21 protein-coding genes and 1 pseudogene are annotated in these 24,819 nt (G+C 68.8%); 12 read left to right on the forward strand and 10 right to left on the reverse strand.

Going from position 1 to position 24,819, the window contains the following annotated elements; translation table 11 throughout:
* Nucleotides 1–11: 11 nt before the first annotated feature.
* Nucleotides 12–884, reverse strand: a complete 873-nt coding sequence (locus ACPCXD_RS08860; protein ID WP_016693335.1) for a 5-oxoprolinase subunit C family protein — start codon at nucleotides 882–884, stop codon at nucleotides 12–14.
* An 87-nt stretch (nucleotides 885–971) separates the two neighbouring features.
* Here ACPCXD_RS08860 and mgtE point away from each other — a divergent pair, with 87 nt between their 5' ends.
* Entirely contained in the window at nucleotides 972–2,324 is a 1,353-nt protein-coding gene (mgtE, locus tag ACPCXD_RS08865; RefSeq protein ID WP_423659252.1) for a magnesium transporter, read from the forward strand.
* A 30-nt stretch (nucleotides 2,325–2,354) separates the two neighbouring features.
* On the opposite strand, the gene ACPCXD_RS08870 is transcribed toward mgtE, so the two are convergent.
* The 6 genes and pseudogenes from ACPCXD_RS08870 to ACPCXD_RS08895 all read right to left on the reverse strand — a co-directional run bounded on the left by ACPCXD_RS08870 (nucleotide 2,355) and on the right by ACPCXD_RS08895 (nucleotide 8,065).
* Complete coding sequence (locus ACPCXD_RS08870; protein ID WP_064061070.1) at nucleotides 2,355–2,963, reverse strand: 5-oxoprolinase subunit B family protein; 609 nt, start codon at nucleotides 2,961–2,963, stop codon at nucleotides 2,355–2,357.
* Between the two features lie 25 nt (nucleotides 2,964–2,988).
* Nucleotides 2,989–3,747, reverse strand: coding sequence for a LamB/YcsF family protein (locus tag ACPCXD_RS08875; protein WP_229566920.1), 759 nt, complete (start codon nucleotides 3,745–3,747; stop codon nucleotides 2,989–2,991).
* 19 nt (nucleotides 3,748–3,766) lie between these two features.
* A pseudogene (locus tag ACPCXD_RS08880) lies at nucleotides 3,767–5,104 on the reverse strand (GMC oxidoreductase); the annotation flags it as partial.
* Between the two features lie 119 nt (nucleotides 5,105–5,223).
* Entirely contained in the window at nucleotides 5,224–6,108 is an 885-nt protein-coding gene (locus ACPCXD_RS08885; RefSeq protein ID WP_006550474.1) for a metal ABC transporter permease, read from the reverse strand.
* On the reverse strand, nucleotides 6,105–6,968 hold the full coding sequence (locus ACPCXD_RS08890) for a metal ABC transporter ATP-binding protein (protein WP_160876983.1): 864 nt from the start codon (nucleotides 6,966–6,968) through the stop codon (nucleotides 6,105–6,107). The genes ACPCXD_RS08885 and ACPCXD_RS08890 overlap by 4 nt, the downstream gene beginning before the upstream one ends.
* A 26-nt stretch (nucleotides 6,969–6,994) precedes the next feature.
* Nucleotides 6,995–8,065, reverse strand: coding sequence for a metal ABC transporter solute-binding protein, Zn/Mn family (locus ACPCXD_RS08895; RefSeq protein ID WP_229566923.1), 1,071 nt, complete (start codon nucleotides 8,063–8,065; stop codon nucleotides 6,995–6,997).
* Between the two features lie 169 nt (nucleotides 8,066–8,234).
* On the opposite strand from ACPCXD_RS08895, the gene ACPCXD_RS08900 reads away from it, so the two are divergent.
* Entirely contained in the window at nucleotides 8,235–9,341 is a 1,107-nt protein-coding gene (locus ACPCXD_RS08900; RefSeq protein ID WP_026061382.1) for a LacI family DNA-binding transcriptional regulator, read from the forward strand.
* Between the two features lie 53 nt (nucleotides 9,342–9,394).
* Here ACPCXD_RS08900 and otsB read toward each other — a convergent pair whose 3' ends face one another.
* Nucleotides 9,395–11,971 carry a trehalose-phosphatase gene (otsB, locus tag ACPCXD_RS08905; protein ID WP_423659256.1) on the reverse strand — a complete coding sequence of 859 codons (2,577 nt, stop codon included), beginning with the start codon at nucleotides 11,969–11,971 and terminating at the stop codon, nucleotides 9,395–9,397.
* Nucleotides 11,972–12,086: 115 nt separating this feature from the next.
* Nucleotides 12,087–12,746: a cholesterol catabolism transcriptional regulator KstR gene (gene kstR, locus ACPCXD_RS08910; protein WP_145692932.1), complete on the reverse strand. Its 660-nt coding sequence runs from the start codon at nucleotides 12,744–12,746 to the stop codon at nucleotides 12,087–12,089.
* Nucleotides 12,747–12,835: 89 nt separating this feature from the next.
* Here kstR and ACPCXD_RS08915 point away from each other — a divergent pair, with 89 nt between their 5' ends.
* From ACPCXD_RS08915 to ACPCXD_RS08960, 10 genes are all read left to right on the forward strand, one after another.
* A complete protein-coding gene (locus tag ACPCXD_RS08915) occupies nucleotides 12,836–14,977 on the forward strand; it encodes an acyl-CoA dehydrogenase family protein (protein WP_423659259.1) in 2,142 nt (713 codons plus the stop codon).
* A 67-nt stretch (nucleotides 14,978–15,044) separates the two neighbouring features.
* A complete protein-coding gene (locus ACPCXD_RS08920; protein WP_160876993.1) occupies nucleotides 15,045–16,088 on the forward strand; it encodes an acyl-CoA dehydrogenase family protein in 1,044 nt (347 codons plus the stop codon).
* Nucleotides 16,073–17,224, forward strand: a complete 1,152-nt coding sequence (locus ACPCXD_RS08925) for an acyl-CoA dehydrogenase family protein (RefSeq protein WP_160876995.1) — start codon at nucleotides 16,073–16,075, stop codon at nucleotides 17,222–17,224. Before ACPCXD_RS08920 ends, ACPCXD_RS08925 begins: the two co-directional genes overlap by 16 nt.
* Before the next feature lie 32 nt (nucleotides 17,225–17,256).
* Entirely contained in the window at nucleotides 17,257–18,276 is a 1,020-nt protein-coding gene (locus tag ACPCXD_RS08930; RefSeq protein ID WP_160877013.1) for a bifunctional MaoC family dehydratase N-terminal/OB-fold nucleic acid binding domain-containing protein, read from the forward strand.
* Nucleotides 18,273–18,677, forward strand: coding sequence for a MaoC family dehydratase (locus ACPCXD_RS08935; protein WP_016693321.1), 405 nt, complete (start codon nucleotides 18,273–18,275; stop codon nucleotides 18,675–18,677). The genes ACPCXD_RS08930 and ACPCXD_RS08935 overlap by 4 nt, the downstream gene beginning before the upstream one ends.
* Nucleotides 18,674–19,843, forward strand: a complete 1,170-nt coding sequence (locus tag ACPCXD_RS08940) for a lipid-transfer protein (protein WP_229566926.1) — start codon at nucleotides 18,674–18,676, stop codon at nucleotides 19,841–19,843. The genes ACPCXD_RS08935 and ACPCXD_RS08940 overlap by 4 nt, the downstream gene beginning before the upstream one ends.
* 79 nt (nucleotides 19,844–19,922) lie before the next feature.
* On the forward strand, nucleotides 19,923–21,329 hold the full coding sequence (locus ACPCXD_RS08945) for a DUF2252 domain-containing protein (protein WP_229566928.1): 1,407 nt from the start codon (nucleotides 19,923–19,925) through the stop codon (nucleotides 21,327–21,329).
* A gap of 113 nt (nucleotides 21,330–21,442) precedes the next feature.
* Entirely contained in the window at nucleotides 21,443–22,279 is an 837-nt protein-coding gene (locus ACPCXD_RS08950) for a mycofactocin-coupled SDR family oxidoreductase (RefSeq protein WP_202400290.1), read from the forward strand.
* 88 nt (nucleotides 22,280–22,367) lie between these two features.
* Nucleotides 22,368–23,345 carry an efflux ABC transporter ATPase subunit, DrrA-related gene (locus tag ACPCXD_RS08955; protein WP_064063491.1) on the forward strand — a complete coding sequence of 326 codons (978 nt, stop codon included), beginning with the start codon at nucleotides 22,368–22,370 and terminating at the stop codon, nucleotides 23,343–23,345.
* Complete coding sequence (locus tag ACPCXD_RS08960; RefSeq protein WP_423659262.1) at nucleotides 23,342–24,145, forward strand: ABC transporter permease; 804 nt, start codon at nucleotides 23,342–23,344, stop codon at nucleotides 24,143–24,145. Before ACPCXD_RS08955 ends, ACPCXD_RS08960 begins: the two co-directional genes overlap by 4 nt.
* Nucleotides 24,146–24,172: 27 nt before the next feature.
* Here ACPCXD_RS08960 and ACPCXD_RS08965 read toward each other — a convergent pair whose 3' ends face one another.
* The gene (locus tag ACPCXD_RS08965) at nucleotides 24,173–24,787 is read right to left on the reverse strand and encodes a flavodoxin family protein (RefSeq protein ID WP_019290163.1); all 615 of its coding nucleotides are present in this window, start codon (nucleotides 24,785–24,787) and stop codon (nucleotides 24,173–24,175) included.
* Nucleotides 24,788–24,819 lie beyond the last annotated feature (32 nt).

A 24,819-nucleotide genomic window follows, 5' to 3' on the forward strand; every position in this document is an offset into this window, starting at 1 on the left:
CCCAGCAGCGATCACCGTACCGGCACGAACCGCACCCGCTGTCCGGGACGCAGTTGCGCCGCGACCGGCAGATCGGCGGTCACCGCCACCGCGGCCACCGGATAACCGCCCGTGACGGGATGGTCGACGAGGAACAGCACCGGATGCCCGTCCGGCGGTATCTGCAGCGAGCCGGGAACCATGCCCTCGCTGGGCATCTCCTCGTGCCGTGCGCGGTGAAGGCGGCCGGGGCCGTGGAACCTGATGCCCACCCGGTCGAGTTCCGGTGTCACCGCCCAGGTCTCGTGGAACAGCGCCCGCAGTGATCCGGGTGTGAACCAGTCGTCGCGCGGGCCCGGACGTACCCGGATCTCCACGGGGTCGTCCATCGGCGGCGGTGGTGGGAACTGCTCCTCGTCGGGCAGGTGGCCCGACATCGCCCCGACGAGCAGACTGTCGCCGGCACGAACCGGTGACGGTCCGGTGTGCGACAGGGTGTCGGTGGATCTGCTGCCGAGCACCTCCGGCACGTCGATGCCGCCGCGCACCGCGAGGTAGGTCCGCAGGCCTTCGTTCGGGACGCCGATCCGCAGCACGTCGTCGTTGCGGAGGGTGATGCGCGCCCAGTCGCCGACCGGCCGGTCGCACACGGTCACGTCGGCGCGGGCGCCGGTCACGGCGACCATCGTCTCGCCGACGCTGCGGACGACGAGACCACCGCCGGTCACCTCGAGTGTCGCCGCGTCCGGCTGGTTCCCCACGAGCCGGTTCGCGGCGTCGTGTGCGCGCCGGTCGGCGGCGCCGGACCGGGTGAGGCCCGAGGAGCCGTAACCGGGACGTCCGCGGTCCTGGACCGTCGTGAGCATTCCGCCGGAGATCACATCGAACCACGCCACGATGTTCATTCTCACCCACCGGCTTCGATCACACGGCCGGACTCCGGCCGAACGATCGCGTTAGGTTGAAGATCATCGAGAACGGAGGTGACGATCATGGACGAAGCAGACGTCCGGGCGGCGACGACGCGACTGGTCGAGAAGGCCGTCGAGGCCGACGACCTTCAGGCCGCGCACGACGCTGTCGCGGAACTGAGCGTCGAACAGGTCGTCGACGTGCTCGAACGGCTCGGTCGGACGGATCGAGCAGTGCTCTACCGGTTGCTGCCCAAGGACCGGGCGATCGACGTCTTCGAACAGCTCGACCCGAGCATGCAGAGCGAACTGCTCCGCGGGTTGCGCGACGATCAGGTGGCCGCAATCTTCGCCGACCTCGAACCCGACGACCGGGTGGAACTGCTCGACGAACTGCCCGCGACGGTCGCGTCGACCCTCATGCGCGGCCTGCCGCCCGCCGACCGCGAGGTGACCGCCACGATCCTCGGCTATCCGCAGCGGTCGATCGGCCGGCGGATGAGCCCGGCCTTCGTGTCGCTGCGGCAGGACATGACCGTCGAGCAGGCGATGGACGCCGTGCGTCGTCGGCTCGACGACGCGGAGACGGTGTACACGCTGCCGGTGGTGGACGACGGTCGTGTGCTCGTCGGGGTGGTCGGTCTGCGCGAGCTGATGACTGCGGCGCCGGGAACGGTGCTCGCCGACATCATGAACGAGCCCTACTGGGCGCGCGTGACCGACGACGCCGAGGAGTCCGCGCGCCGCTGCGCCGAACTCAAACTGCTGGCGTTGATCGTCGTCGACAGCGAGACCAGGTTGGTGGGCATCCTGACCGTCGACGACGCCCTGCGGATCCTCGAAGCCGCCGACAGCGAGGACCAGGCGCGCATCGGCGGTACCGAGCCGCTGCGCCGGCCCTATCTCGCGACACCCGTCGGGCAGTTGGTGCGCTCGCGGGTGGTGTGGTTACTCTTCCTGGCACTCGGCGCGACCCTCACGGTCCAGGTCCTCGAGGTATTCGAGTCGACCCTCGATCAGGTGGTCACCCTGGCGCTGTTCGTGCCGCTGATCATCGGCACCGGGGGCAACACCGGAAACCAGGCCGCCACCACGGTCACCCGCGCATTGGCGCTCGACGACGTGACGCCACGCGACATCGGCGGGGTGATCGCCCGCGAGCTCCGGGTGGGTCTGTCCCTCGGTGTCCTGCTGGGCTCGGTCGCGTTCGTCCTGACGTCCCTGGTCTACGACTCGTCGGTGGGCGCGGTGATCGGGCTGACGCTGGTGAGCATCTGCACCCTCGCCGCCACCGTCGGTGGTGCGATGCCGTTGGTGGCCAAATCGATCCGCGCCGACCCCGCGGTCTTCTCCAATCCGTTCATCACGACCTTCGTCGACGCGACCGGCCTGGTGATCTATTTCCTCGTCGCGAAGGCCGTGCTCGGTATCTGAGCGCAGCGGCGCAGTGGATCCGGGGACGGTTCAGATCGCGACGAAGCGCACCGCACATCCCGGTCGCAGCAGCGCCGCAGGAGTCCGGTCCGGTTGCCACAGCGGGGCATCGGAGGTTCCGATGAGTTGCCATCCTCCGGGCGACTTCCGCGGGTAGACGCCCGAGAACTCACCCGCCAGTCCCACGGCGCCGGACGGGACGGAGGTGCGCGGTGAACTGCGACGCGGCACGTGCAATCGAGAATCCCCGCCGGTGAGATACGCGAAGCCGGGCGCGAACCCGCCGAAGGCGACCGTCCAGAGGCCGCCGGTGTGGGCGGCGATCACGCCGTCCGCGCCGAGGCCGGTCAACTCGCCGACCTCTTCGAGATCGACGCCGTTGTACCGGACTTCGAGCGTCACCTCCTCGATGTCGACGTCGTCCCCGGACACCGGTGGGGTGGTGGTGACCCACTTGTGCACGACCTGCGCGCCGGTCTCCGACGGATCGAAGCACACCAGCAGTGTCCGCGCCGCCGGCACGAGATCGACGACGCCACGCGGCCGCTCGCGGTCGAGTGCCCGGAAGTGGGCGAGAACCTCGTCGAGGGAATCGAATTCGGCGAGCAGGGCGCTGTCTCCGGCACGAAGGATTTTCATCGGTGGACCTCGCGATGTCGGGCGTTCACACGAACGCCCGGATGTCGATCTTCTCGGCGTCGAGCCGGCGGCGCACGGCGACGGCCATCGCCGTGGCGTCGGGGGAGTCGCCGTGGATGCACACCGACTGCGCGTTCACGCGTATGTCGCTGCCGTCGATGGCGGTGACCACCCCCTCGGTGACCATGCGCAGGACCCGCTCGGCGACCTCCTCCGGATCGTGCAGTACCGCACCGGGTTCGCGTCGGGAGACGAGCGTGCCCTCGGGGGTGTAGGCGCGGTCGGCGAACGCCTCGGCGACCACCTTCAGTCCGGCCCGTTCGGCCTCCTCGAGGAAGACGGAGCCGGGCAGTCCGAGGACGGGCAGCGAGGCGTCGTAGGCGCGTACCGCATCCACGACCGCACGGGCCTGTTCGCGGTGATGGACGATCGCGTTGTACAGCGCGCCGTGGGGTTTGACGTAGCTCGCCGACGAACCGGCCGCCCGGGCGAGACCGTCGAGCGCGCCGATCTGGTAGATGATCTCGGCGGTGAGATCCGCCGACGGCACCTCGATGAAGCGGCGGCCGAAACCGCCGATGTCGTTGTAGCCGACCTGGGCACCGATCCTTACCGCGCGCTTCGCGGCGCCGTGGCACGTGTGCAGCAGTGTCGCCGGGTCGCCGGCGTGGAATCCGCACGCCACGTTGGCGCTGGTGACGATGTCGAGCATGGTCTCGTCGTCGCCGAGACGCCACTGGCCGTAACTCTCGCCGAGGTCGCTGTTGAGGTCGATGCGGGTCACGACCCGAGTCTATGCCCGCTCAGAAGACCGTTCCGGCGTCGCGGACGACGATGTCGTCGAGGGCGCGTTCGACGACGGCGGCGATCGTCATCGACGGGTTGCACGCGGCGGTGTTGCCCGGCATGAGGGCGCCGTCGAGCACGTACAGCCCGCGCTGGCCGAGCACGCGGCCCTCGGGATCGCACACCGTGCCCATGCTCGCGCCGCCGAGTGGATGCCAGGTCGACGGGACGATCGAGTTGGTGTCGGTCAGGATGCTGCGTTCGCCCGCGATGCGGCGCACGGTGGGGTCGATGTGGCCCGTCTGCAGCACCGAGTCCCCTTCGTGCGGCCAGCGCAGGACGGCGTCGTCGCGAGCAGCGTCGTAGACGAAGTGCCCGCGACCCTCACTGACGCCGTAGCCCACCAGTACGGTGCTGCGCATGTCGATCCCGTAGAAGCCGGGGATGGAGGCCTGGATGACGGTGTACGCGGAGCTCGGGTCGTCCCAGTTCTTGCTGCCGTAGACGACGGGACCGCCCTGCACCGCGCCGAACTCCTCCTCGAGGTTCGTCCAGAGGTAGATGCGGTCGGCGTTCGAACCCCAGCCCTGGCCGACGCCGTCGGGCAGGTCGGAGATCAGATCCTTCGCGGCGGCCTTCATCAGCAGCCGGGTGGTGTTCATGGTGCCTGCGGACAGCACCAGCGCGTCGGTGGTGAGGATCTTGTTCTCGACGACGGCACCGGAGGTGTCGATGTGGTTCACGTGCACCGTCCACCGGCCGTCCTCGGCACGCTCGATGTCGGTGACCTCGTGTTGCGTCGCGACGGTGACCAGACCGGTGGCCTCGGCCTCCGCGATGTAGGTGACGTCGACGGAGTGCTTGCCGCCGTTGTTGACACCCATCGCGCCCGAACCGTCGGTGTAGGCCGGGGCCATCTCGCCGCGGAGTTCGGCGAGCGCGTAGTCCCAGTCGATCGGCATCGGGATCTTGTCGATCGGGAAGCCGGCCTTCCGCGCACGGTCGGCGAAGATGCGCGAGGTCGCGTAGTTGGGGCTGTCGACGAGTTCGTCGGGCGCCACGGCCAGGCGCAGCATCTGCGCGACGCGCGGGTAGTGGACGCGGTCCATGCGCGCCCAGTCGAGCTCGTTCGGGAAGTGGGCGTTGAACACCGCTTCGTCGGGTTGCAGCGTCATGCCCTGGTAGACGAGCGACCCGCCGCCGACACCGGCGGCGCACAGGGCCGTCATGTTCTCGCCCACGCACGCCTCGACCAGACCGGTGTAGGGCTCGAAGGCGAGGTGGCGGCCGAACACCTCGGGGTTCGACCGGTGCCACAGGAACCGCTTGTCGGGGTTGTCGACGCGAAGGAACGACGCGTGACGTGCTGCACTCTCCACCCCCGATGTCTGTGACGTCCCGTTACTGGAGCAACCTCGGGAAACTGGGCGGACGTCGAGGAGCGCGTCAAGATCACGTCCCGACGGGCCGTGAATCAGGCAGTTGCGGCGACCCGCCCGGAACCACGTCGGTTGCGGGCGGTGCCGATCACGCGGCAGATCATGTAGATGACGAACGCGATCGTCGTGATGAACGCCGAGACCGGCACGCCCGGCGCCAGCGCGAGCAGGATGCCGCCGACCGCCGAGATCTCCGCGAAGACCACAGACAGCACCGTGGCGGCGAGCGGCCCGCTGACCACCCGGGCGGCCGCGGCGGCCGGGGTGATGAGCAGCGCCATCACCAGCAGCGCGCCGACGATCTGCACACCGAGTGCGGCGGTGACGCCGACGAGCACCGCGAACACGATCGACAGCGCACGCACCGGGACGCCGCGCGCGGCTGCGACCTCCGGGTCGGTGCTGGCGAACAGCAGCGGACGGTAGATCACCAGCAGCGTGAGGATCACGACGGCAGCGCACGCGGCGAGCAGGGCGATGCCGGTACCGCCGGGCGCCACGATCTGGCCGGTGAGCAGCGAGAAGGCGGCACCGGTACGTCCGTCGTAGGCCCACAACAGCAGGACGGCGAGACCGAGACCGAAGGCCATCACCACGCCGATGACGGAGTCGCGTTCGCGGGCACGTGTTCCCAGGACACCGAAGAGGATCGCGGCGATCACGGCACCGGCGACCGCACCGATCCCGACGGAGACCCCGATGATGAGCGCCGCCGCGGCGCCGGTCAGCGACAGTTCGGAGGTGCCGTGGACGGAGAACGCCATCTGACGGCTGATGATCAGCGGGCCGATCACGCCGGCGAGCAGGCCGAGGATCGCACCGGCGACGAGCGCCTGCTGCACGAAGTCGTACTGCAGGAGTTCGACGGTGGTCTCCACGTCGAACATCCGCCCGAGGGCGTCGGTGAACTTGCTGCTCATTCGTGGTCCTCGTGATCGTGGTGGACGCCTTCCCCGGGGCGCAGTCCGCCTGCGCTGCCGAGTGCGTCGATGGCGTCGCCGGTGCCGACGACGACCAGGCGGCCGCGCATCTCGAGCACTTCGACGTCGGTGCGGTAGAGCTCGGAGAGCACCTGCGAGGTCATCACCTCGGCGGGGGTGCCGATGCGGAACTGGCCGTCGACGAGGTACAGCACGCGATCCACCAGCGGCAGGATCGGATTGATCTCGTGGGTGACGAACAGGACGGAGGTGTCGTGGTCGCGGCGGCGCCGGTCGATGAGCGCCGACACCAGGTGCTGGTTGGCGAGATCGAGACTGAGCAGCGGCTCGTCGCACAGGAGTACGCGCGGATCTCCCACGAGCGCCTGCGCGATGCGCAGCCGCTGCTGCTCACCACCGGAGAGCGTGCCGATCGGGGCTCCGGCATAGGTCTCTGCGCCGACCTGGATGATCGCGTCGTCGACCGCGACGCGGCGCTGCCGGCGCGTGCGCAGGCCGGTGCCCCAGCGATGTCCGTCCATGCCGAGGCCCACGAGATCGCGTCCCCGCAGCGGGACGCCCTCGTCGAGGGACTTCTGCTGCGGCACGTATCCGACGTGCGAGTTCCCGGTCCGGACGGGCTGCCCGGCGATCGTCGCGGTTCCGGAGGTGAGCGGGAGTTGACCGAGCAGCACCTTGAGCAGCGACGTCTTTCCGGCACCGTTCGGTCCGAGCACCGCCAGGAACTCGCCGGGTTCGACGACGAGGTCGAGTGCGTCCCAGAGGACCCGATCGCCGAATGCCAGCCGGGCATCGCGGAGTTCGACGGTGGGCGTGCGGTCGGATGGAGGAGGTGTCACCGGAGTCCGTGTTCTCGATCGGATGGTCAGGAGGCGGTCTCGAGCGCGGCGGCGAGGGTCTCGGCGGTCCGGGCCTGCCACTGAATGTAGTCGACACCTGCGGGCAGGGTTTCGAAAACCTCGACCACGGGGACGCCCGACGACTCTGCTGCCGTGCGCATCTCGCGGCTGATCCGGTCCTCGGTCTGCGGGTTGTAGAGCAGGACGCGAACCTGCTTGTCGACCAACAACTGCCGTGTGGCTGCGATCGCCGCCGGGGACGGATCGGTGCCGTTCTCGATGGCGTCGGTGAAGTCCGGGGGAGTGACGTCGTCGAGCGCCGCGGCCGAGACGAGGTAGTGGCCGATGGTCTCGGTCTGGGCGACGGGTGCGTCGCCGTGCGCGTCGGCGAGCTTGTCGACGACATCCGCGACGTAGTGCAGGTTCTCGTGGAAGGCCGCGGCGTTGGCCTCGTAGACGGCGGCACCGTCGGGGTCGAGTTCGGCGAGCTGTTCGGCGACGGCGTGCGCGACGGCGTCGGCGGTCGCGAGATCGTACCAGACGTGCTCGTTGATGCCGCCGTGGTCGTGACCCTCGTGCGAGTGCCCGTCGCCGGCGACGGCGGCGTCGGATCCCTCGCCGCTCTCGTGCGAGTGATCCTCGGAAACGGTTGTCTCCGAGCCGCTCTCGGCGGCGTTGTCGGTGCCGTCCTCGTCGCCGTGATCGTGCCCGGCGTGCAGATCCGAGTACGCACCGGATTCGAACAGGGCGAAGGCCTCCACGACCGCAGGCTTGTCCCCGGTGGCGCCGAGGATGTCGTCGACGAAGTGGTCGTAGCCACCGCCGTTGTAGACGACGAGCGAGGCGTCGGAGATCGCAGCGGCGTCGAGGGGGCTGGCCTCGTAGGAGTGCGGGTCGGCGTTCGGTTCGGTGATGAGCGAGCGGACCTCGACGCGGTCTCCGGCGACGGCCTGCGCGATCGACCCCCACACGTTCGTGGAGGCGACGACGCTGATCTCGTCGTCGTCGGCGCCGGAGGTGCCGGTGCCGCACGCGGCGAGTGCGGTCGCGCAGGCTACGGCGGCGGCTGCGAGGGCCGTGCGGGAGGACAGTCGCACAGTTCTTCTCCTGAGGATCGGCGATCTTCGACGAACGGGGTCCGGAACGACCGAGCGACCGACCCAAACGTTATTGGTAACCGTTACCGTTCCACTTTAGCGGACGACGCGGAGCCCTCCTACCATCCCTGGGTGGTCGTGACCATGGACACAGGACTACGGTCCTCTCATGTCCAGGTCTCGTCAGCCGCGCCGACAGGCGACCCTGGCGTCGATTGCCGCCGAGTTGAAGATCTCCCGCACCACGGTCTCGAACGCGTACAACCGCCCCGACCAGTTGTCCGCCGAGCTACGCGAACGTGTCCTCGAAGTCGCCAAACGACGCGGATATGCCGGCCCGGATCCGATGGCGCGGTCGCTGCGCACCCGCAAGGCAGGGGCCGTGGGGGTCCTGCTCACCGAAGCGTTGAGCTATTCCTTCCGGGATCCCGCCGCCATGAGTTTCCTGTCGGGACTGTCCGAGGCCTGCGAAGCGGCCGGACAGGGACTGCTGCTCATCCCCGCCGGACCGGGCCGGACCGACGACGAGGCCGCACAGGTCGTGCACCGCTCGTCCGTCGACGGGTTCGTCGTCTACTCGGTCCCCGCCGAGGACCCCTATCTCGCGGCCGTGCTCGAACGGCACCTCCCGGTCGTCGCGTGCGACCAGCCGCGCGGTCTCGAGAACACCCCGGTGGTGGGCATCGACGACCGGCGGGCGATGCGCGATCTCGCCGCCCACCTCATCGAACTCGGCCACCGCCAGATCGGCATGTTGTCGATGCGCCTCGGCCGCGAACGGCACGACGGGGTCGTCGACCTGTCGACCCTCGAATCCGGTGCCTTCCACGTGCAGCGCGAACGCATCCGCGGCGTCCAGGACGCCATGAGCGCCGCAGGGCTGGCCCCCGAATCGCTCACCGTCGTCGAGCGCTACACCCACACCGCGGAGGACGGCCTGTCCGCCGCGGCGCAGATCATGCGCGTGAACCCGCGGATCACCGCGCTCGTGTGCACCACCGACGTGCTCGCGCTCGGCGCTCTCGCCTGGGCCAACCAGATGGGCCTCGACGTGCCCGGGCACCTGTCGATCACCGGTTTCGACGGCATCGACGAAGCGATCCGCGAAGGCCTCACGACCGTGCGGCAACCGCAGAAGGACAAGGGGCGGCGCGCAGGCGAACTGCTCCTGGCCGCCCCGTCGCACTCCGGTGTGCCCGCGCTCGAGACCCTGGGGACCCAGCTGTGGTTCGGTGCCACCTCGGGTCGGGTCGAGAGCGAGTGGTACGCCGAGTGACCGAGCGGTCCCGGCTGTGACCGTAGCTCAGCAATCCCCGCTGGAGCCGTAGGTCAGCGCTGCCGGTCGCCCATGGCCTTCGCGCCCGACAGCAGCTGCGCACAGCGCAGCAGACCGATGTGGCTGTACGCCTGCGGGTGGTTGCCCAGCGCACGCTCCGCGACGGGGTCGTACTCCTCGCTGAGTAGGCCGGTCGGTCCGGCCGCCGCGACCAGCTGCGCGAACAGTGCTTCGGCGTCGTTGCGCTGCCCGACCAGCAGGTAGGCCGCGACCAGCCATGCCGCGCACAGGTGGAAGCCACCTTCGGCGCCTGGCAGGCCGTCGTCGCTGTGGTAGCGGTAGACGGTCGCGCCGCTGCGCAACTCCCGTTCGGTGGCCTGCACGGTCGCCCGGAACCGCGCGTCCTGCGGGTCGACGAGTCCGGTGAGGCCGATGAACAGGGTGGCCGCGTCGAGATCGGTGCCGTCGTAGGCCGAGGTGAACGACTGGACCTCGTCGTTCCAGCCCTTCTCGGTGACCTCCTCGGCGATTTCGTCGCGCAGCGCCGCCCAGCCCTCGCCGGCGGTCCGGCCGAACTTCTCGGCGAGCGTCAGCGCCCGGTCGACGGTCAGCCACCCCATGACCTTCGAGTACACGTGGTGACGGGGCGCGTGGCGGATTTCCCAGATGCCGTGGTCCGGCTCGAACCAGCGCCGTTCGACCGCGGTGACCATCGAGCAGACGAGTTCCCAGTCGCGGTCCGTGAGAGCCCGGTCGTGGGGCACGCCGAGTGCCTCGCGGCTGTGCGCGAGATCGGAGATCAGGTCGACGATCGGGCCGAAGACGTCGAGCTGCACCTGCTGGTTCGCCGCGTTGCCGACCCGCACGGGCCGCGAACCGGCGTATCCGGGAAGAGAGTCGATCACGGCCTCGGGCGGGAGCGGTCCGCCGGCGAGCGTGTACAGCGGGTGCAGACGCTCGGGGCCGGGCACGGTCTCGAGGACGCGGTGGACCCAGTCGAGATAGTTCTCGGCCTCCTCGAGCGAGCCGACCCGCACGAGCGCCTGCGCCGTGAGCGCGGCGTCGCGCAACCAGCAGTAGCGGTAGTCCCAGTTGCGGACACCGCCGATCTCCTCGGGGAGCGATGTGGTGGCCGCGGCGAGGATCGATCCCGTCGGACCGTGGACCAGGCCGCGCAGGGTGAGCGCCGAACGCTTCATGAGATCGGGCTTGAGCGGCGGCAGCTGGAGGCGGGACGCCCACGTGTGCCAGTAGGCCTCGGACTGCGCCCGGCGCTCGACCTCCGGCACCGGATTCTCGTCGAGATCATCGGTACCGCAACGAAGTTCGAGGATGATGTCGTTCTCGGTGGGGTCGACCACGGCATGGGCCGTCTGGTGCACCCCGTCGGTCGTGATGTCCCACCGCACACCGGGGGAGCGCAGGACGTAGGGCTCGTTGAAGCCCATCACGCGGATGCCGTCGTCCTCGACCTCGAGGGTGACCTGGCCCTGCCCGAACTCCGGCCGCGGCGCGAAGGTCACCACCGCGCTCGCGCGTCCGGTGATCACGCGGGTCAGGTCGGTGCGACCGGCCTCGACGTCGTGCGGGAGGTAGTCGATCACCGCGAGCGACGCCCACCGGGTCACCACCGTCATCGTCGAGTCGACGTAGCGCTGGCTGAGCGGCAGTGCCTGGCGGGTCGGGCCGACGGTGAAGTGTCCCGCGGCGTCACCGCCGAGAAGATGGGCGAACACCGCCGCCGAATCGGGTTCGGGGTGGCACAGCCAGGTGATCGTGCCGTCGGGGGTGACGAGTGCCTTCGAACGGGGGCTCGCGAGCATCGTCAGGCGTTCGATCGGCGCGACGTGGGCGCCGGACAGCCAGGTGCGGCGTTCCTCGAGCAGGAACGCGAGCGCGGCGATGACCTCTTCGCTGGTGCGGACGCGGTACTCGGCGGCGGTGTCGCCGTCGCCGATCTTCACTCCGATATCCGGGCCCTGCAGGGAGCGGAAGGCCTTCTCGTCGGTCACGTCGTCGCCGAAGAAGACCGCTGCGGTGGAGGCCTCCTGGTGCCGGATGACGTCGAGTGCCTTGCCCTTGTCGGTGGGAACCACGGACAGTTCGATCACGGCCTTGCCCTCGGTGACCTGCACACCGGGACGGAGCGCGAGGTCGTTGCGCACGAGGTCGAGGGCCTGCTCGGCATCGGCGGGGGCGGCGTTGCGCACGTGCAGTGCGGCGCTCGCGGGCTTGGTCTCCACCCGCACACCGGCGAACCGGGATGCCACCGAGTCCAGTCCCTCGACGATCGAGACGAGGAGGTCCCTGGCGTCGGGATCGATCTCGTGGACGAATCCGATGTCGAACTCGGAGCCGTGGCTGCCGACGAGTTTGACCTCGACCGGCAACCGCGACAGAGCGGCGAGATCCTTGAGAGCGCGTCCCGAGATGACGGCAGCGGACGTCGACGGCAGAGCGGCGAGGCCCCGCAGCGCCCGCACCGCATCGTCGTGCGGGTAGGCCTTCTCGGGGTCGCTCACGATGGGGGAGATGGTGCCGTCGTAGTCGGTCGCCACGAGCAGACGGGGCGTCCGCGCGACAGCCACCAGAGCACGTCGAAGGTCAATCGGAAGATCGTGGGCACTCACCTGATCCACGTTAGGTCAGAGTGGGGCACGAATCCGACCCGGTGTGCATTCCGACCACGTGTTTCCGGTTACAGGAAGCGGCGGATCGGACGTCGGGCTTGCGGCGCGAGTACCGTCATGCTTCCGACGCGACCGTCTTCGGTGCTCGTGAGCCGTCGCCGAGCAGCAGATCCACGGTCAGTTCGAGCCGGCGGGCGACATCGGTGGCCGACGAACGGCGCGTGAGCCAGGCGACGAGATTCGACAGCCATACGTCGCTGATGACGCGTGCGATGGCGAGTTCTTCCTCGGTGGGTTCGCCGTCGTTCATGGCTCGCGCGAACAAGCGGTCCATGAGGGTGCCCACCTGGTCGACCTCGGCGGCGGCGGAGGCGTCGGCGAACATGAACGCCCGCGTCATGGCCTCGGTGAGCAGGGGATCGCGCTGCATGGCCTTGGTGATCAGACTCAGGATGAGGTGCATGCGCTCGAGGGGGCTGTGGCCGGGTGGGATCCGGCCCTTGCCCTCGATGCGGGCGAATTCACGGCCGAGGGCGGAGACCAGCAGGTGGACCTTGGACGGGAAGTACCGGTAGAGGGTGCCGACCGCGACGTCCGCGCGTTCTGCCACCGCCCGCATCTGCACGGCCTCGTAACCACCCTTGGACGCGAGCGCCAGGGTGGCGTCGAGAATCCGCTTGCGCCGTTCCTTCTGGGCATTGGAACTGAGATCGTCCTCGGTGAGGGCGGTCAGAGTTCCGTGTCCGTTGGCACGGGAGCGGGACGGGGTGGCCATAGATTCGTTTCCTCACGCCTTGACTCTGAATCGGTGTCATATTAGAACACGTTCTAGCAATGATGTCATTCGGAAGGGCGGAAACCGCTGTGAGTATCGCCACGACCGAGGAGCAGCGGGCCGTCCAGGCGTCTGTCCATGCCTGGTCACGTGCCGTAGACCCCATGTCGACGATACGTCGCACAGGCGACGCGACGTGGCGTGACGGCTGGTCCTCCCTCGCAGAACTCGGAATCTTCGGCGTCGCCGTCCCGGAGGAGGCGGGTGGCCTCGGCGCGACTTCTGTGGATCTGGCCGTCATGCTCGAGCAGGCCGCTCACGAACTCGCGCCGGGCCCGGTCCTGACGACCGCCGTGGCGGCCCTCGTGTTCGGCCGTGCCGGTGAGACCGTCGCCAAGACGACGGAGCGGCTCGCCGAGGGGGAGGTCCCCACCGCGCTCGCGCTCGATTCGACCGTGACCGCGGAGGCGGCGGGCGACGGCGTCGTGCTGCGCGGTGAGGCCGGACCGGCCGTGGGTGCCGAAGCCGGGAGCGCCGTGCTCGTGCGTCTCGAAGGCGATTCGGCCGTGGAGCGCTGGGCGCTCGTCGAACCCGACGATCCGGGTCTGCACATCGAGCCGCTCGAGACCATCGACGCCTCCCGCGCGGTGGCCCGCGTCCGCCTCGACGGCGCGACGGTCCCGGCCGACCGGGTCGCGACCGTCCCGGCCGGCTTCGTGCGCGACCTCACCGCCGGTCTCGCCGCCGCGGAGCTGGCCGGTCTCGCCGGTTGGGCGCTGACCACCGCCGTCGAGTACGCGAAGATCCGCGAGCAGTTCGGGAAACCGATCGGTTCGTTCCAGGCCGTCAAGCACATCTGTGCCGAAATGCTCTGCCGCACCGAGAAGATCCGGGCCGTGGCGTGGGACGCCGCGGTCACCGTCGACGCGCAGCCCGACGAACTGCCGATCGCGGCGGCTGCCGCCGCGGCGGTCGCACTCGACGCTGCGGTGCAGACCGTCAAGGACGCGATCCAGGTGCTCGGCGGCATCGGGTTCACGTGGGAACACGACGCGCACTTCTATCTTCGCCGCGCGGTCGCGACCCGCCAGGTGCTCGGCGGTTCCACCGCGTGGCGATCGCGGCTGACGACCCTGGTCCGCGACGGTGCGCGCCGTCACCTCGGTATCGACCTGTCCGATCACGAGGAGGAACGCGCACGGATCCGCGCGGAGGTCGAGAAGATCACGGCCGCACCCGAATCCGAGCGCCGTGTCGCCCTCGCCGAGTCGGGTCTGCTCGCGCCGCACTGGCCGCCGCCCTACGGTCGCGGAGCCGGCGCCGCCGAACAGCTCGTCGTCCAGGAGGAGCTCACCGCCGCCGGTATCGAACGTCCCGACCTCGTGATCGGCTGGTGGGCGGTTCCGACGGTCCTCGAACACGGAACACCCGAACAGATCGAGCGTTTCGTCATGCCTACCCTGCGCGGCGACGTGGTGTGGTGTCAGTTGTTCTCCGAACCCGGTGCCGGCTCGGACCTCGCGGCGCTGCGCACGAGCGCCGAGAAGGTCGACGGCGGATGGGTGTTGCGCGGACAGAAGGTGTGGACCTCGCTCGCGCAGCAGGCGGACTGGGCGATCTGTCTGGCCCGCACCGACCGTGACGTCCCCAAGCACAAGGGCATCACCTATTTCCTCGTCGACATGAAATCGGCGGGCATCACGATCTCGCCGTTGCGCGAGATCACCGGCGACGCGTTGTTCAACGAGGTCTTCCTCGACTCGGTCTTCGTGCCGGACGACTGTGTGGTCGGCAATCTCGGCGACGGCTGGAAGCTGGCCCGCACGACCCTCGCCAACGAGCGCGTCGCCATGGGCGGCAAGTCGTCGCTGGGGCCGCGCATCGAGGAACTGCTCGAACTGTCGACCCCCGGCGATCCCGTCGCCGAGGACCGCATCGCGACACAGATCGGGGAGGCGACGGTCGGTTCGCTCCTGGATCTGCGGGCGACCCTCGCGCAGCTCGAAGGTCAGGATCCGGGCGCCGCGTCCAGCGTCCGCAAGCTCATCGGTGTGCGGCAGCGGCAGGACACCGCCGAGCTCGCCATGGATCTCGCGGGCGAGGCCGGCTGGGTGGAAGGTTCGCTCACCCGGGAGTTCCTCAACACCCGGTGCCTGACGATCGCCGGGGGAACCGAGCAGATCCTGCTCACCGTGGCGGCCGAGCGCCTCCTGGGCCTGCCGCGCGGCTGAGCGGTCCTTCCGCGGGGCGCCCGGGAGTGCTACAACTAGAACACGTTCTATTCGAAGGTGGGTGACGGTGGACTTCGCACGTGACGAGACACAGGAGGAGATCGCCGGTGTGGCGGCCGGTCTCCTGAAACGCGGCCTCACCGACGACGCGTTGTGGGCCGCGCTGGCCGACGCCGACCTGCTCTCGCTCGCCCTGCCGGAGCGTCTCGGCGGATCGGGCCTCGGACTCGGCGAAGTCGCCACCGTACTCACCGAGATCGGACGCGGAGCCGCGCAGACCCCGGCGCTGGCCACCCTCGGCCTGGGCGTCCTGCCGATCCTTGCGTTCGCCTCCGAACAGCAGCAGGACGACCTGCTCGCCGGTGTCGCCGAAGGAGCCGTGCTCACGGCCGCGCTCGGCGAACCGGGGCGCGCCTTCCCGGAGCGGCCGGCCGCCACGGCGGTCGCCACCGACGGGGGCCACGCGGTCACCGGTTCGTTCGTCGCCGTGCCCTACGCCGACCGGGCACGCATCGTGCTGCTGCCCACCGACGCGGGCGTGGTCGCGGTGGCTCCCGATGCTGCGGGTGTGACCCTGCGTCCGAGTCCCACCTCGACCGGCTCTCCCGAGTTCTCGGTGCGCGCCGACGGCGCCGTAGGAGTCCTGCTCGCCGGATCCGGAACCGACGCCGTGGCGACGCTCCACCGGATCGCGCTCGCCGCCGTGGCGGCCTTCGCCGACGGACTGCTCTCCGGAGCAACCGAACTCACGGCGAAGCACGTCAGCGAACGACACCAGTTCGGCAAGCCGCTCGCGACCTTCCAGGCCGTCGCACAGCAGATCGCCGACGTGTACGTCACCGCCCGCACCCTGCACGTCGCGGCGCTGTCGTCGGTCTGGCGTCTGGCCGAAGGTCTCGACGCCGCGGACGATCTCGACGTCACCGCCTACTGGATCGCCGCCGAACTGCCGCCGGCCATGCGGGTGCTGCACCACCTGCACGGCGGCGTGGGTGTGGACGAGACCTATCCGCTGCACAAGTACTCGTCGACCGCCAAGGACCTCGCCCGGTTGCTCGGCGGCGCCTCGTACCGACTCGACCTCGTGGGGGCCCGGTGTTCATCGATCTGACCGACGACCAGCGCGCACTGCAGGCCGAACTGCGGCGCTACTTCAGCAGCCTCGTCTCACCCGAGGAGGCCGCGATCATGTGCACGGAGCGGCACGGCCCCACCTACCGCGAGGTCGTGCGTCGCATGGGCAAGGACGGCTGGCTCGGCGTCGGCTGGCCCGTCGAATTCGGCGGCCGCGGCTTCGGCGACGTGGAGCAGCAGATCTTCGCGAACGAGGCCGTCCGCGCCGACGTCCCGCTGCCGAGCGTCACCCTGCAGACCGTCGGCCCGACCCTGCAGGTCTACGGCACCGACGAGCAGAAGCGGAAGTTCCTGCCCGCCATCCTCGCCGGCGAGGTGCACTTCGCGATCGGCTACTCCGAACCCGAGGCCGGTACCGACCTCGCGGCCCTGCGCACCACCGCGGTCCGGGACGGCGACCACTACATCGTCAACGGGCAGAAGATCTTCACGACCGGTGGGCACGACGCCGACTACATCTGGCTCGCCGTCCGCACCGGCCCCGCCGACTCGCGTCACCGCGGCATCTCCGTCCTCATCGTCGACACCAAGGATCCCGGCTTCAGCTGGACCCCGATCATCACGTGCGACGGCGCCCACCACGTCAACGCCACCTACTACAGCGACGTGCGCGTTCCCGTCGAGATGCTCGTCGGCGAGGAGAACAAGGGCTGGAAGCTCATCACCACCCAGCTCAACCACGAACGCGTCATGCTCGGCCCGGCCGGTCGCGTCGCCGGCATCTACGACCGGCTCGTCGAGTGGGTCCGCGCCCACGAACTCCAGGACCGCCCCGAGGTGCGACGCGCACTCGGCGAGATCCACGCGACCTGGCGGCTCAACGAACTGCTCAACTGGCAGGTCGCGGCGAGCAGCAACGACGCCGTCGACATCGCAGATGCCTCGGCGACCAAGGTGTTCGCCACCGAACGGATCCAGCGCGTCGGTCGCCTCGCCGAGGAGATCGTCGGCGCCTTCGGCGATCCGGCCGCCGACGACACCGCCGATCTGCTCCGCTGGCTCGACATGATGGCCAAACGCAATGTCGTCATCACCTTCGGTGGTGGCGTCAACGAGGTGATGCGCGAACTGATCGCCACCGCCGGTCTGGGCATGCCGCGGGTCCCGCGTTGACACAGGAGAATTCGGTGATACAGAAGAATTCGGTGATACGAGACGTTCCGGGGAGGACCCCCGAGGAGATCCTGCAGGCGGCCGAGAAGGTCCGCGGCGACGGCCCGTCCGCGCCGCGGCCCGGCCGCGATCCGGTGAACATGCCGATGATCCGCAACTGGCTCGAGGCGATCGGCGACGACAACCCGATCTACACCGACGAGACCGCGGCGATCACCGCCGGTCACGGTGGTCTCGTGGCCCCGCCCGCGATGGCGCAGGTGTGGACGATGCGCGGCCTCGGCGCCGAACGCGAGAAGGACGACCCGCTCGGCCGGATGACGCAGATCCTCGACGACGCCGGCTACACCTCGGTGGTCGCCACCAACTGCGACCAGATCTACCACCGCTACCTGCGCCACGGCGAACAGGTGACGATCGAGTCCACCCTCGAGGACGTCGTCGGCCCGAAACGGACCGGACTCGGGGAAGGCTGGTTCTTCACCACCCGCAACCTGTGGAAGGTCGGCGACGAGGTCGTCGCCGAGATGCTCTTCCGCATCCTCAAGTTCGCACCGCCGTCGAAGGACGAGAACGCGGAGACACCGCAGGACCGGCCCGCACCCGCGGTTCCAGACGATCTCGACCCCACGCGGATGCTGCGCCCGTCCGTCTCCCACGACACGCAGTTCTTCTGGGACGGCGTGGCCGCCCACGAGCTGCGCATCCAGCGACGCCCCGACGGCACTCTGCAGCACCCACCCGTCCCGGCGCTCTGGCTCGACAAGACGGAGACCACCGACTACGTCGTGTCCTCCGGTCGCGGAACGGTGTTCAGTTTCGTCGTCCACCACGCGCCCAGGGTGCCGGGGCGGCAGGTGCCCTTCGTCGTCGCACTCGTCGAACTCGACGAGGGTGTCCGGATGCTCGCTGAACTCCGCGACGTCGATCCTGGGCAGGTACGTATCGGGATGCCGGTCGAGGTCACCTTCCTCGATTTCCCCGGCGACGACGAGACCGGCGGGCAGCCGTGGACGCTGTACGCCTGGAAGCCGATCGAGGAGGACGTGTGAGCACCCCGACCGTCACGACGGGCGAGAGCCTGCCTTCCCTCGAGATCCACGCCGATCCCACCTTCATCGTGTCGACGGCCCTGGCCACACGCGACTTCCAGGACGTGCACCACGACCGCGACAAGGCGCAGCAGCGCGGATCGAAGGACATCTTCGTCAACATCCTCACCGACACCGGCCTCGTGCAGCGCTACGTCACCGACTGGGCCGGCCCCCGCGCGGTGGTGAAGTCGATCTCGCTGAGGCTGGGTGTGCCCTGGTACGCCTACGACACCCTGACCCTCTCGGGCACCGTTGCGTCCGTCGAGGACGGACTGGTCACCGTCGACATCGCCGGCACCAACAGCCTGGGCAAACACATCACGGCCACAGCCACTTTCGTGATCGGAGGCACCGCATGAGCGGCCTGTCGGGTGCAGCGGCGATCGTCGGGATCGGCGCGACCGACTTCTCGAAGGACTCCGGCCGCAGCGAACTCCGCCTCGCGGCCGAAGCGGTGCGCGCCGCCCTCGACGACGCGGGACTGACCCCGGCCGACGTCGACGGCCTCGTCTCGTTCACGATGGACACCAACACCGAAGTGGCCGTGGCCCGTTCGGTGGGCATCCCGCGCCTGAAGTTCTTCTCCCGCATCCACTACGGCGGCGGTGCGGCGTGCGCGACGGTGCAGCAGGCGGCGATGGCCGTCGCGACCGGCGTGGCCGACGTGGTGGTCGCGTACCGGGCGTTCAACGAGCGGTCCGGCGCGCGGTACGGACAGGTCAACACTGCCCTTGCCGCGCAGGTGAATTCGTCGGGAACCGACAATGCGTTCTCCTACCCGCACGGGCTGAGCACGCCGGCCTCGTTCGTCGCGATGGTCGCGCAACGTTACATGCACGTCTCAGGTGCGACGAGCGCCGACTTCGGCGCCGTGGCGGTCGCCGATCGGGCCCACGCCGCGACCAACCCGAAGGCGTTCTTCCACGGCAAGCCGATCACGCTCGAGGACCACCAGAACTCGCGGTGGATCGCCGAGCCACTGCACCTGCTCGACTGCTGCCAGGAATCGGACGGCGGCGTCGCGATCGTCGTCACCAGTGCCGAGCGGGCGAAGGACCTGAAGCAGACCCCGGCGGTCATCGCGGCCGCCGCGCAGGGGAGCGGACCCGACCAGTACATCATGACCAGCTACTACCGGGACGGGCTCACAGGCCTGCCGGAGATGGGCATCGTCGGCGACCAGCTGTGGAAACAGGCCGGCATCGGACCGCAGGACGTCGCGACGGCCGTCCTCTACGACCATTTCACCCCGTACGTGCTCATGCAGCTCGAAGAACTCGGATTCTGCGGACGCGGTGAGGCCAAGGACTTCGTCGCCGACGGCATCCAGCTCGGCGGGCGGCTGCCGATCAACACTCACGGCGGTCAGCTGGGTGAGGCCTACATCCACGGTATGAACGGCATCGCCGAGGGCGTCCGGCAGATCCGCGGCACGGCGGTCAACCAGGTCGACGACGTCGACCACGTCCTGGTCACGGCAGGAACGGGAGTTCCGACCTCGGGACTGGTGCTGTCGCGGTCCTGACGCCGTTTCGCTCCCACGGGGACGCGGGCCTGCCTACGATGTAGGCCCACGCTCCGGCGAGATCCCTGTGGGAGGACCCGTGTCGGTCACGGACGGACATGTCGTGCATCCGACCCGCGAACAGCGGGTCCGGAACGGCCTCGCCGCTCGGAGGGTCACTCCCGTCGAGTCGCTGGCCGATCTCGGGGAGTCGTCCCGGGATCCGATCGCGCTGCTCGAGAGCCAGGCGCAGTCCCGCGTCCCCCAGCTCGTCCCGGTGCGATACGGCCGCATGGCGACATCGGCGTTCGCGTTCTTCCGCGGTGCCGCGCTGGTGATGGCCGACGATCTGTCGCGCACGCCCGACAGCGGTCTGCACACACAGTTGTGCGGCGACGCCCACGCGAGCAATTTCGGCCTGTTCGCGACTCCGGAACGAAAGACGGCCTTCGACGTCAACGACTTCGACGAAACGTATCCGGGGCCGTTCGAATGGGACGTCAAGCGCCTGGTCGCAAGCCTCGAGATCGCGGGTCGCGACAACGGGTTCACCACGAAGGAATGCCGGAAGATCACCCGGGCGTGTGCGGCCGAGTATCGCGAGACCATGTGCAGGCAGGCGCAACTCGGAAATCTGGCGGTGCGGTATTCCCATCTCGATCCCACGGTCGAGATAGCGGAGTCGGGCGGCGTGCTGGATGCGAGGATGGAGAAACGCACCCGGAAAGCGCTCGACAAGGCCTCGCGGCGCGACAGCCTCCAGGCACTGGAGAAGCTGACCACCATCATCGACGGTCACCGGCGGATCATCAGCGATCCGCCGCTCATCGTGCCCGTCGAAGAGGTCTTCGCCGATCTCGATGCCGAGGCGATCTACGACGAACTGTACGGTCGCGTCCGGTCGTACCGGGCGACGCTGCAGTGGGACCGCCGGGTCCTCCTCGAACAGTTCGAACTGGTCCAGGCGGCGCGGAAGGTCGTCGGAGTGGGAAGCGTCGGCACGCGGGCGTGGATCCTCCTGTTGCGGGGTGTGGACGACGACGATCCGCTGTTCCTGCAGGCGAAGGAAGCCCAGCGTTCGGTGTTGTCGTACTACGTGGACGGGCCGTCCTTCCGCAACGAGGGCGAACGCGTCGTGAACGGTCAGCGCCTGATGCAGTCCGCGAGCGACATCTTCCTCGGCTGGCAGCGGGGTACGGGCGCCGACGGGGTGGACCGGGACTTCTACATCCGTCAGCTCCGCGACGGTAAGGGCTCGGCGGTGATCGAGGAGATGGTGCCCAAGGGCCTGAAGCTCTACGGGCGGTTGTGCGCGCGGGTCCTCGCCTACGCCCACGCCCGGGCGGGCGACCGGATCGCGCTGGCGGCCTATCTCGGCACGGACGACCAGTTCGACGAGGCGCTCGCGTCCTTCGCGGTGGCCTATGCGGACCGGACCGAGCGCGACCTGCAGGCACTGCACGACGCAGTGGACCAGGGCCGGGTGAAGGCCCGGTCCGGACTCTGATCCCCGTCTTCGCCTCGACGGTCCCGGACCCTTCCGGTGTCCGGGACCGCGAGTTCGTCCTCGGCGATCGGCAGGGTACAAGTGACGCAACCACGCGCCGACGGAAGGACGTCATGATGGGTTTCGAGGGCAGGGTCGCATTCGTCACGGGAGCAGCGCGAGGACAGGGTCGCTCGCATGCCGTCGCATTCGCCGAGGCCGGAGCGGATCTGGTGATCTGCGATCGGTGCACCGATTCACCGATGGTGGGCTACCCACTGGCGACGGAGGAGGATCTGGCCGAGACGGTGCGCCTCGTCGAAGCCACCGGCCGCCGGGTCGTCTCGGCGACACTCGACACCGCCGATCGTCCGGCGATGGATGCGCTGGTAGCCCGCGCCCACGACGAATTGGGGCGGATCGACATCGCGGTCGCCAACGCCGGGGTGTCGGTGGCGGCACCGGTGCACCGCATGCCGCAGGCGATGTGGGACGAAGCGATCTCGTCGAATCTCACCGGGGTGTTCAACACCGTCGCCGCGGTGGCACCCGGGATGATCGAGCGCAATTACGGACGCATCGTGACGGTGTCGTCCATGCTCGGCCGGGCCGGCAATACCAACATGGTCGCCTATGCGGCGTCGAAGTGGGGCGTGATCGGCCTGACGAAGAGCGCGGCCCTGGACCTCGCGCAGAACGGCATCACCGTCAACGCGGTAGCTCCGGGCAACATCTCCACGCCGATGATCCACAACGACACGCTCTACGGGATGCTGCGGCCCGACCTCGAGCACCCGACCGCCGACGATGTCGCACCGGTGTTCACCTCGCTGCACGCGCAACCGGTCCCGTGGCTCGAACCTGCCGAGATCACCCGCGCAGTTCTCTTCTTCGCCGACGAGGCGTCCGCACACATCTCCGGTACCGTGCTGCCGATCGACGCGGGCAATGCCGCGCGGGTGACCGGCTGAGCATCTGTCGATGCGATGAGAAAACCTGTCGAATCGTGTCGGTCTCTTCGTGCACACTGTGCTAGCCACCACAGTCAGGGAGACACTCATGGCCGACGCCATAGTTGCAGAAGGACTGATCAAGACATACGGACAGGTCAGAGCGCTCGACGGTGTGGATCTGCGGGTGCCGGAAGGAACGGTCACCGCGCTGCTCGGCCCCAACGGGGCCGGTAAGACCACCACGGTGCGCGTCCTGACGACACTGCTCGTTCCCGATGCCGGTCGCGCCGAGGTAGCAGGATTCGACGTCTTCACCGAGGGGCGCGCACTCCGGTCCCGGATCGGCGCGTCGGGGCAGTACGCCGCGGTCGACGAATATCTCACGGGCTTCGAGAACCTCGAGATGGTCGGTCGTCTCTACCACCTCGGCACCAAACGAAGTCGGCTCCGGGCACGAGAACTGCTCGAGCAGTTCGACCTCGAGGAGGCGGGCGATCGCCCGGTCAAGGGTTATTCGGGCGGTATGCGGCGTCGCCTCGACCTCGCCGGTGCTCTCGTCGCCGATCCCCCGGTGCTCTTCCTCGACGAACCGACCACCGGGCTCGATCCGCGTGCCCGTCTCGGGTTGTGGGAGGTCATCGACACGCTGGTGCAACGCGGCACCACGTTGCTGCTGACCACTCAATACATGGACGAAGCCGAACGCCTCGCCGACGACATCGCCGTGATCGATCGCGGGAAGGTCATCGCTCGTGGCACCGCCGACGAACTCAAGAGCCGCGTCGGTGGCGAGCGCATCGAACTCGGCGTGGCCGAGGTCGAGCAGCGTGAGCGGGCGGTCCGCGAACTCGAATCGGTCGCGTCCGGCGAGATCAGGGTCGAGCGCAGCACCGGCCGTATCACCGTTCCGGTGAGCGCGGATTCCGGTGGCGGAACCGACGGTCTCGTGACCGCACTGGGGAAACTGTCGGCCGCAGGTATCCGGGTCTCCGACGTCGCGCTCCGCAAACCCACGCTCGACGACGTGTTCCTCACGCTCACCGGGCACGGGACGGACGACAAGATCGAGGAGGCGGTGTCGTGAACACGCTCGAAACGATCGCCACCGACGGCCTGACCATCGCCAAGCGCAACATGATCAAGATCAAGCGTGTACCGGATCTCCTGGTGTTCACCACGCTCTCCCCGATCATGTTCGTGTTGCTGTTCGCCTATGTCTTCGGCAGCGCGATCGAGGTGCCCGGCATGTCGTACCGGGAGTTCCTCATCGCAGGCATCTTCACCCAGACGGTCATCTTCGGGTCCACCTGGACGGGCCTCGGGATGGTCGAAGACCTGCAGAAGGGCATCATCGACCGGTTCCGATCGCTGCCGATGGCCCCGTCCGCGGTACTCATCGGCCGTACCAGCACCGACGTGCTGATCAACGTGCTCAGCCTCGTGGTGATGTCGTTGACCGGTCTCCTCGTGGGGTGGCGGATCAACACCTCGCTGGGCGAGGCGCTCGCCGGCTACCTGTTGCTGCTGCTGTTCGCCTACGCTCTGTCGTGGGTGATGGCCGTGATCGGCATGTGGATCCGCACACCGGAGGTCTTCAACAACGCGAGTTTCATGGTGATCTTCCCGCTGTCGTTCATCGCCAACACGTTCGTCGACCCGTCGTCGATGCCGACGGTGCTGCGCGTCATCGCCGAGTGGAATCCCATCTCGGCGGTCACGCAGGCGGTCCGCGAACTGTTCGGCAACACCAATCCCATGGTGCCGCCGCCCGACGTGTGGCCCCTGCAGAATCCGGTCCTCGCGTCGCTGATGTGGACAGCGTTGATGCTGATCGTGTTCGTGCCGTTCGCGATCCGCAGGTACCAGAAGGCCGTCAGCCGCTGACGGTCGGCGTCCGGCCGGCGGGCGGGTTCATCCCGGGTAGGGCGCGTACTGGCGCTGACGCAACAGTGTCGCCAGGTGCACGGCGTTGCGGGCGACGGATTCGGTGGTCGAGCGCACCGCTTCGGGGATCTCGTCGAGATCCTTGAAGTCGGTGCCCGACATCGCCTCGCCGTTCCAGTAGGTCGAGCCCTGCGCGGGGATCGAGAAACCGATGTCGTTGAGACTCTGGAACAGGTCGGCGACGATCTTGTGCGCGCCGTCCTCGTTGCCGACGACTGCGGCGATCCCGACCTTGCCCACCATGCGTGGACGGTTCTCGTCATCGGTGTTCGACAGTTCGGCATCGAGCCGCTCGAGGACACGTTGGGCGACGCTCGACATGTGTCCCACCCAGGTCGGTGTGGCGACGAGCAGGATGTCGGCCGAGACGATGCGCTCGACGATCTCCGGCCACTGATCCCCGTCGCCCATGTCGGCTTCGACACCGGGCTTGACGTCGAAGTCGACGACTCGGACGGTTTCGACGCTGACGTCGTGCTTCGACAGTGCGTCGAACACGTGCGCCACCATCTTGTCGGTGCTGGACTCGGCGGGGGACGGCTTGAGCGTGCAGTTCAGGGCCACGGCGTGCAGTGCTGTCATGCGCCCGGGATACCCGAGTTACACCACGACAA

The sequence above is a fragment of the Rhodococcus sp. AB351 genome, assembly GCF_049538275.1.
Lineage (GTDB): Bacteria > Actinomycetota > Actinomycetes > Mycobacteriales > Mycobacteriaceae > Rhodococcus.

Bases quoted from the DNA above. Each gene is read 5' to 3' on its own strand.
- ACPCXD_RS08860 (WP_016693335.1), bottom strand. From the start codon at position 884: ATGAACATCGTGGCGTGGTTCGATGTGATCTCCGGCGGAATGCTCACG.
- mgtE (WP_423659252.1), top strand. From the start codon at position 972: ATGGACGAAGCAGACGTCCGGGCGGCGACGACGCGACTGGTCGAGAAG.
- ACPCXD_RS08870 (WP_064061070.1), bottom strand. From the start codon at position 2,963: ATGAAAATCCTTCGTGCCGGAGACAGCGCCCTGCTCGCCGAATTCGAT.
- ACPCXD_RS08885 (WP_006550474.1), bottom strand. From the start codon at position 6,108: ATGAGCAGCAAGTTCACCGACGCCCTCGGGCGGATGTTCGACGTGGAG.
- ACPCXD_RS08900 (WP_026061382.1), top strand. From the start codon at position 8,235: ATGTCCAGGTCTCGTCAGCCGCGCCGACAGGCGACCCTGGCGTCGATT.
- kstR (WP_145692932.1), bottom strand. From the start codon at position 12,746: ATGGCCACCCCGTCCCGCTCCCGTGCCAACGGACACGGAACTCTGACC.
- ACPCXD_RS08940 (WP_229566926.1), top strand. From the start codon at position 18,674: ATGAGCGGCCTGTCGGGTGCAGCGGCGATCGTCGGGATCGGCGCGACC.
- ACPCXD_RS08950 (WP_202400290.1), top strand. From the start codon at position 21,443: ATGATGGGTTTCGAGGGCAGGGTCGCATTCGTCACGGGAGCAGCGCGA.
- ACPCXD_RS08955 (WP_064063491.1), top strand. From the start codon at position 22,368: ATGGCCGACGCCATAGTTGCAGAAGGACTGATCAAGACATACGGACAG.
- ACPCXD_RS08965 (WP_019290163.1), bottom strand. From the start codon at position 24,787: ATGACAGCACTGCACGCCGTGGCCCTGAACTGCACGCTCAAGCCGTCC.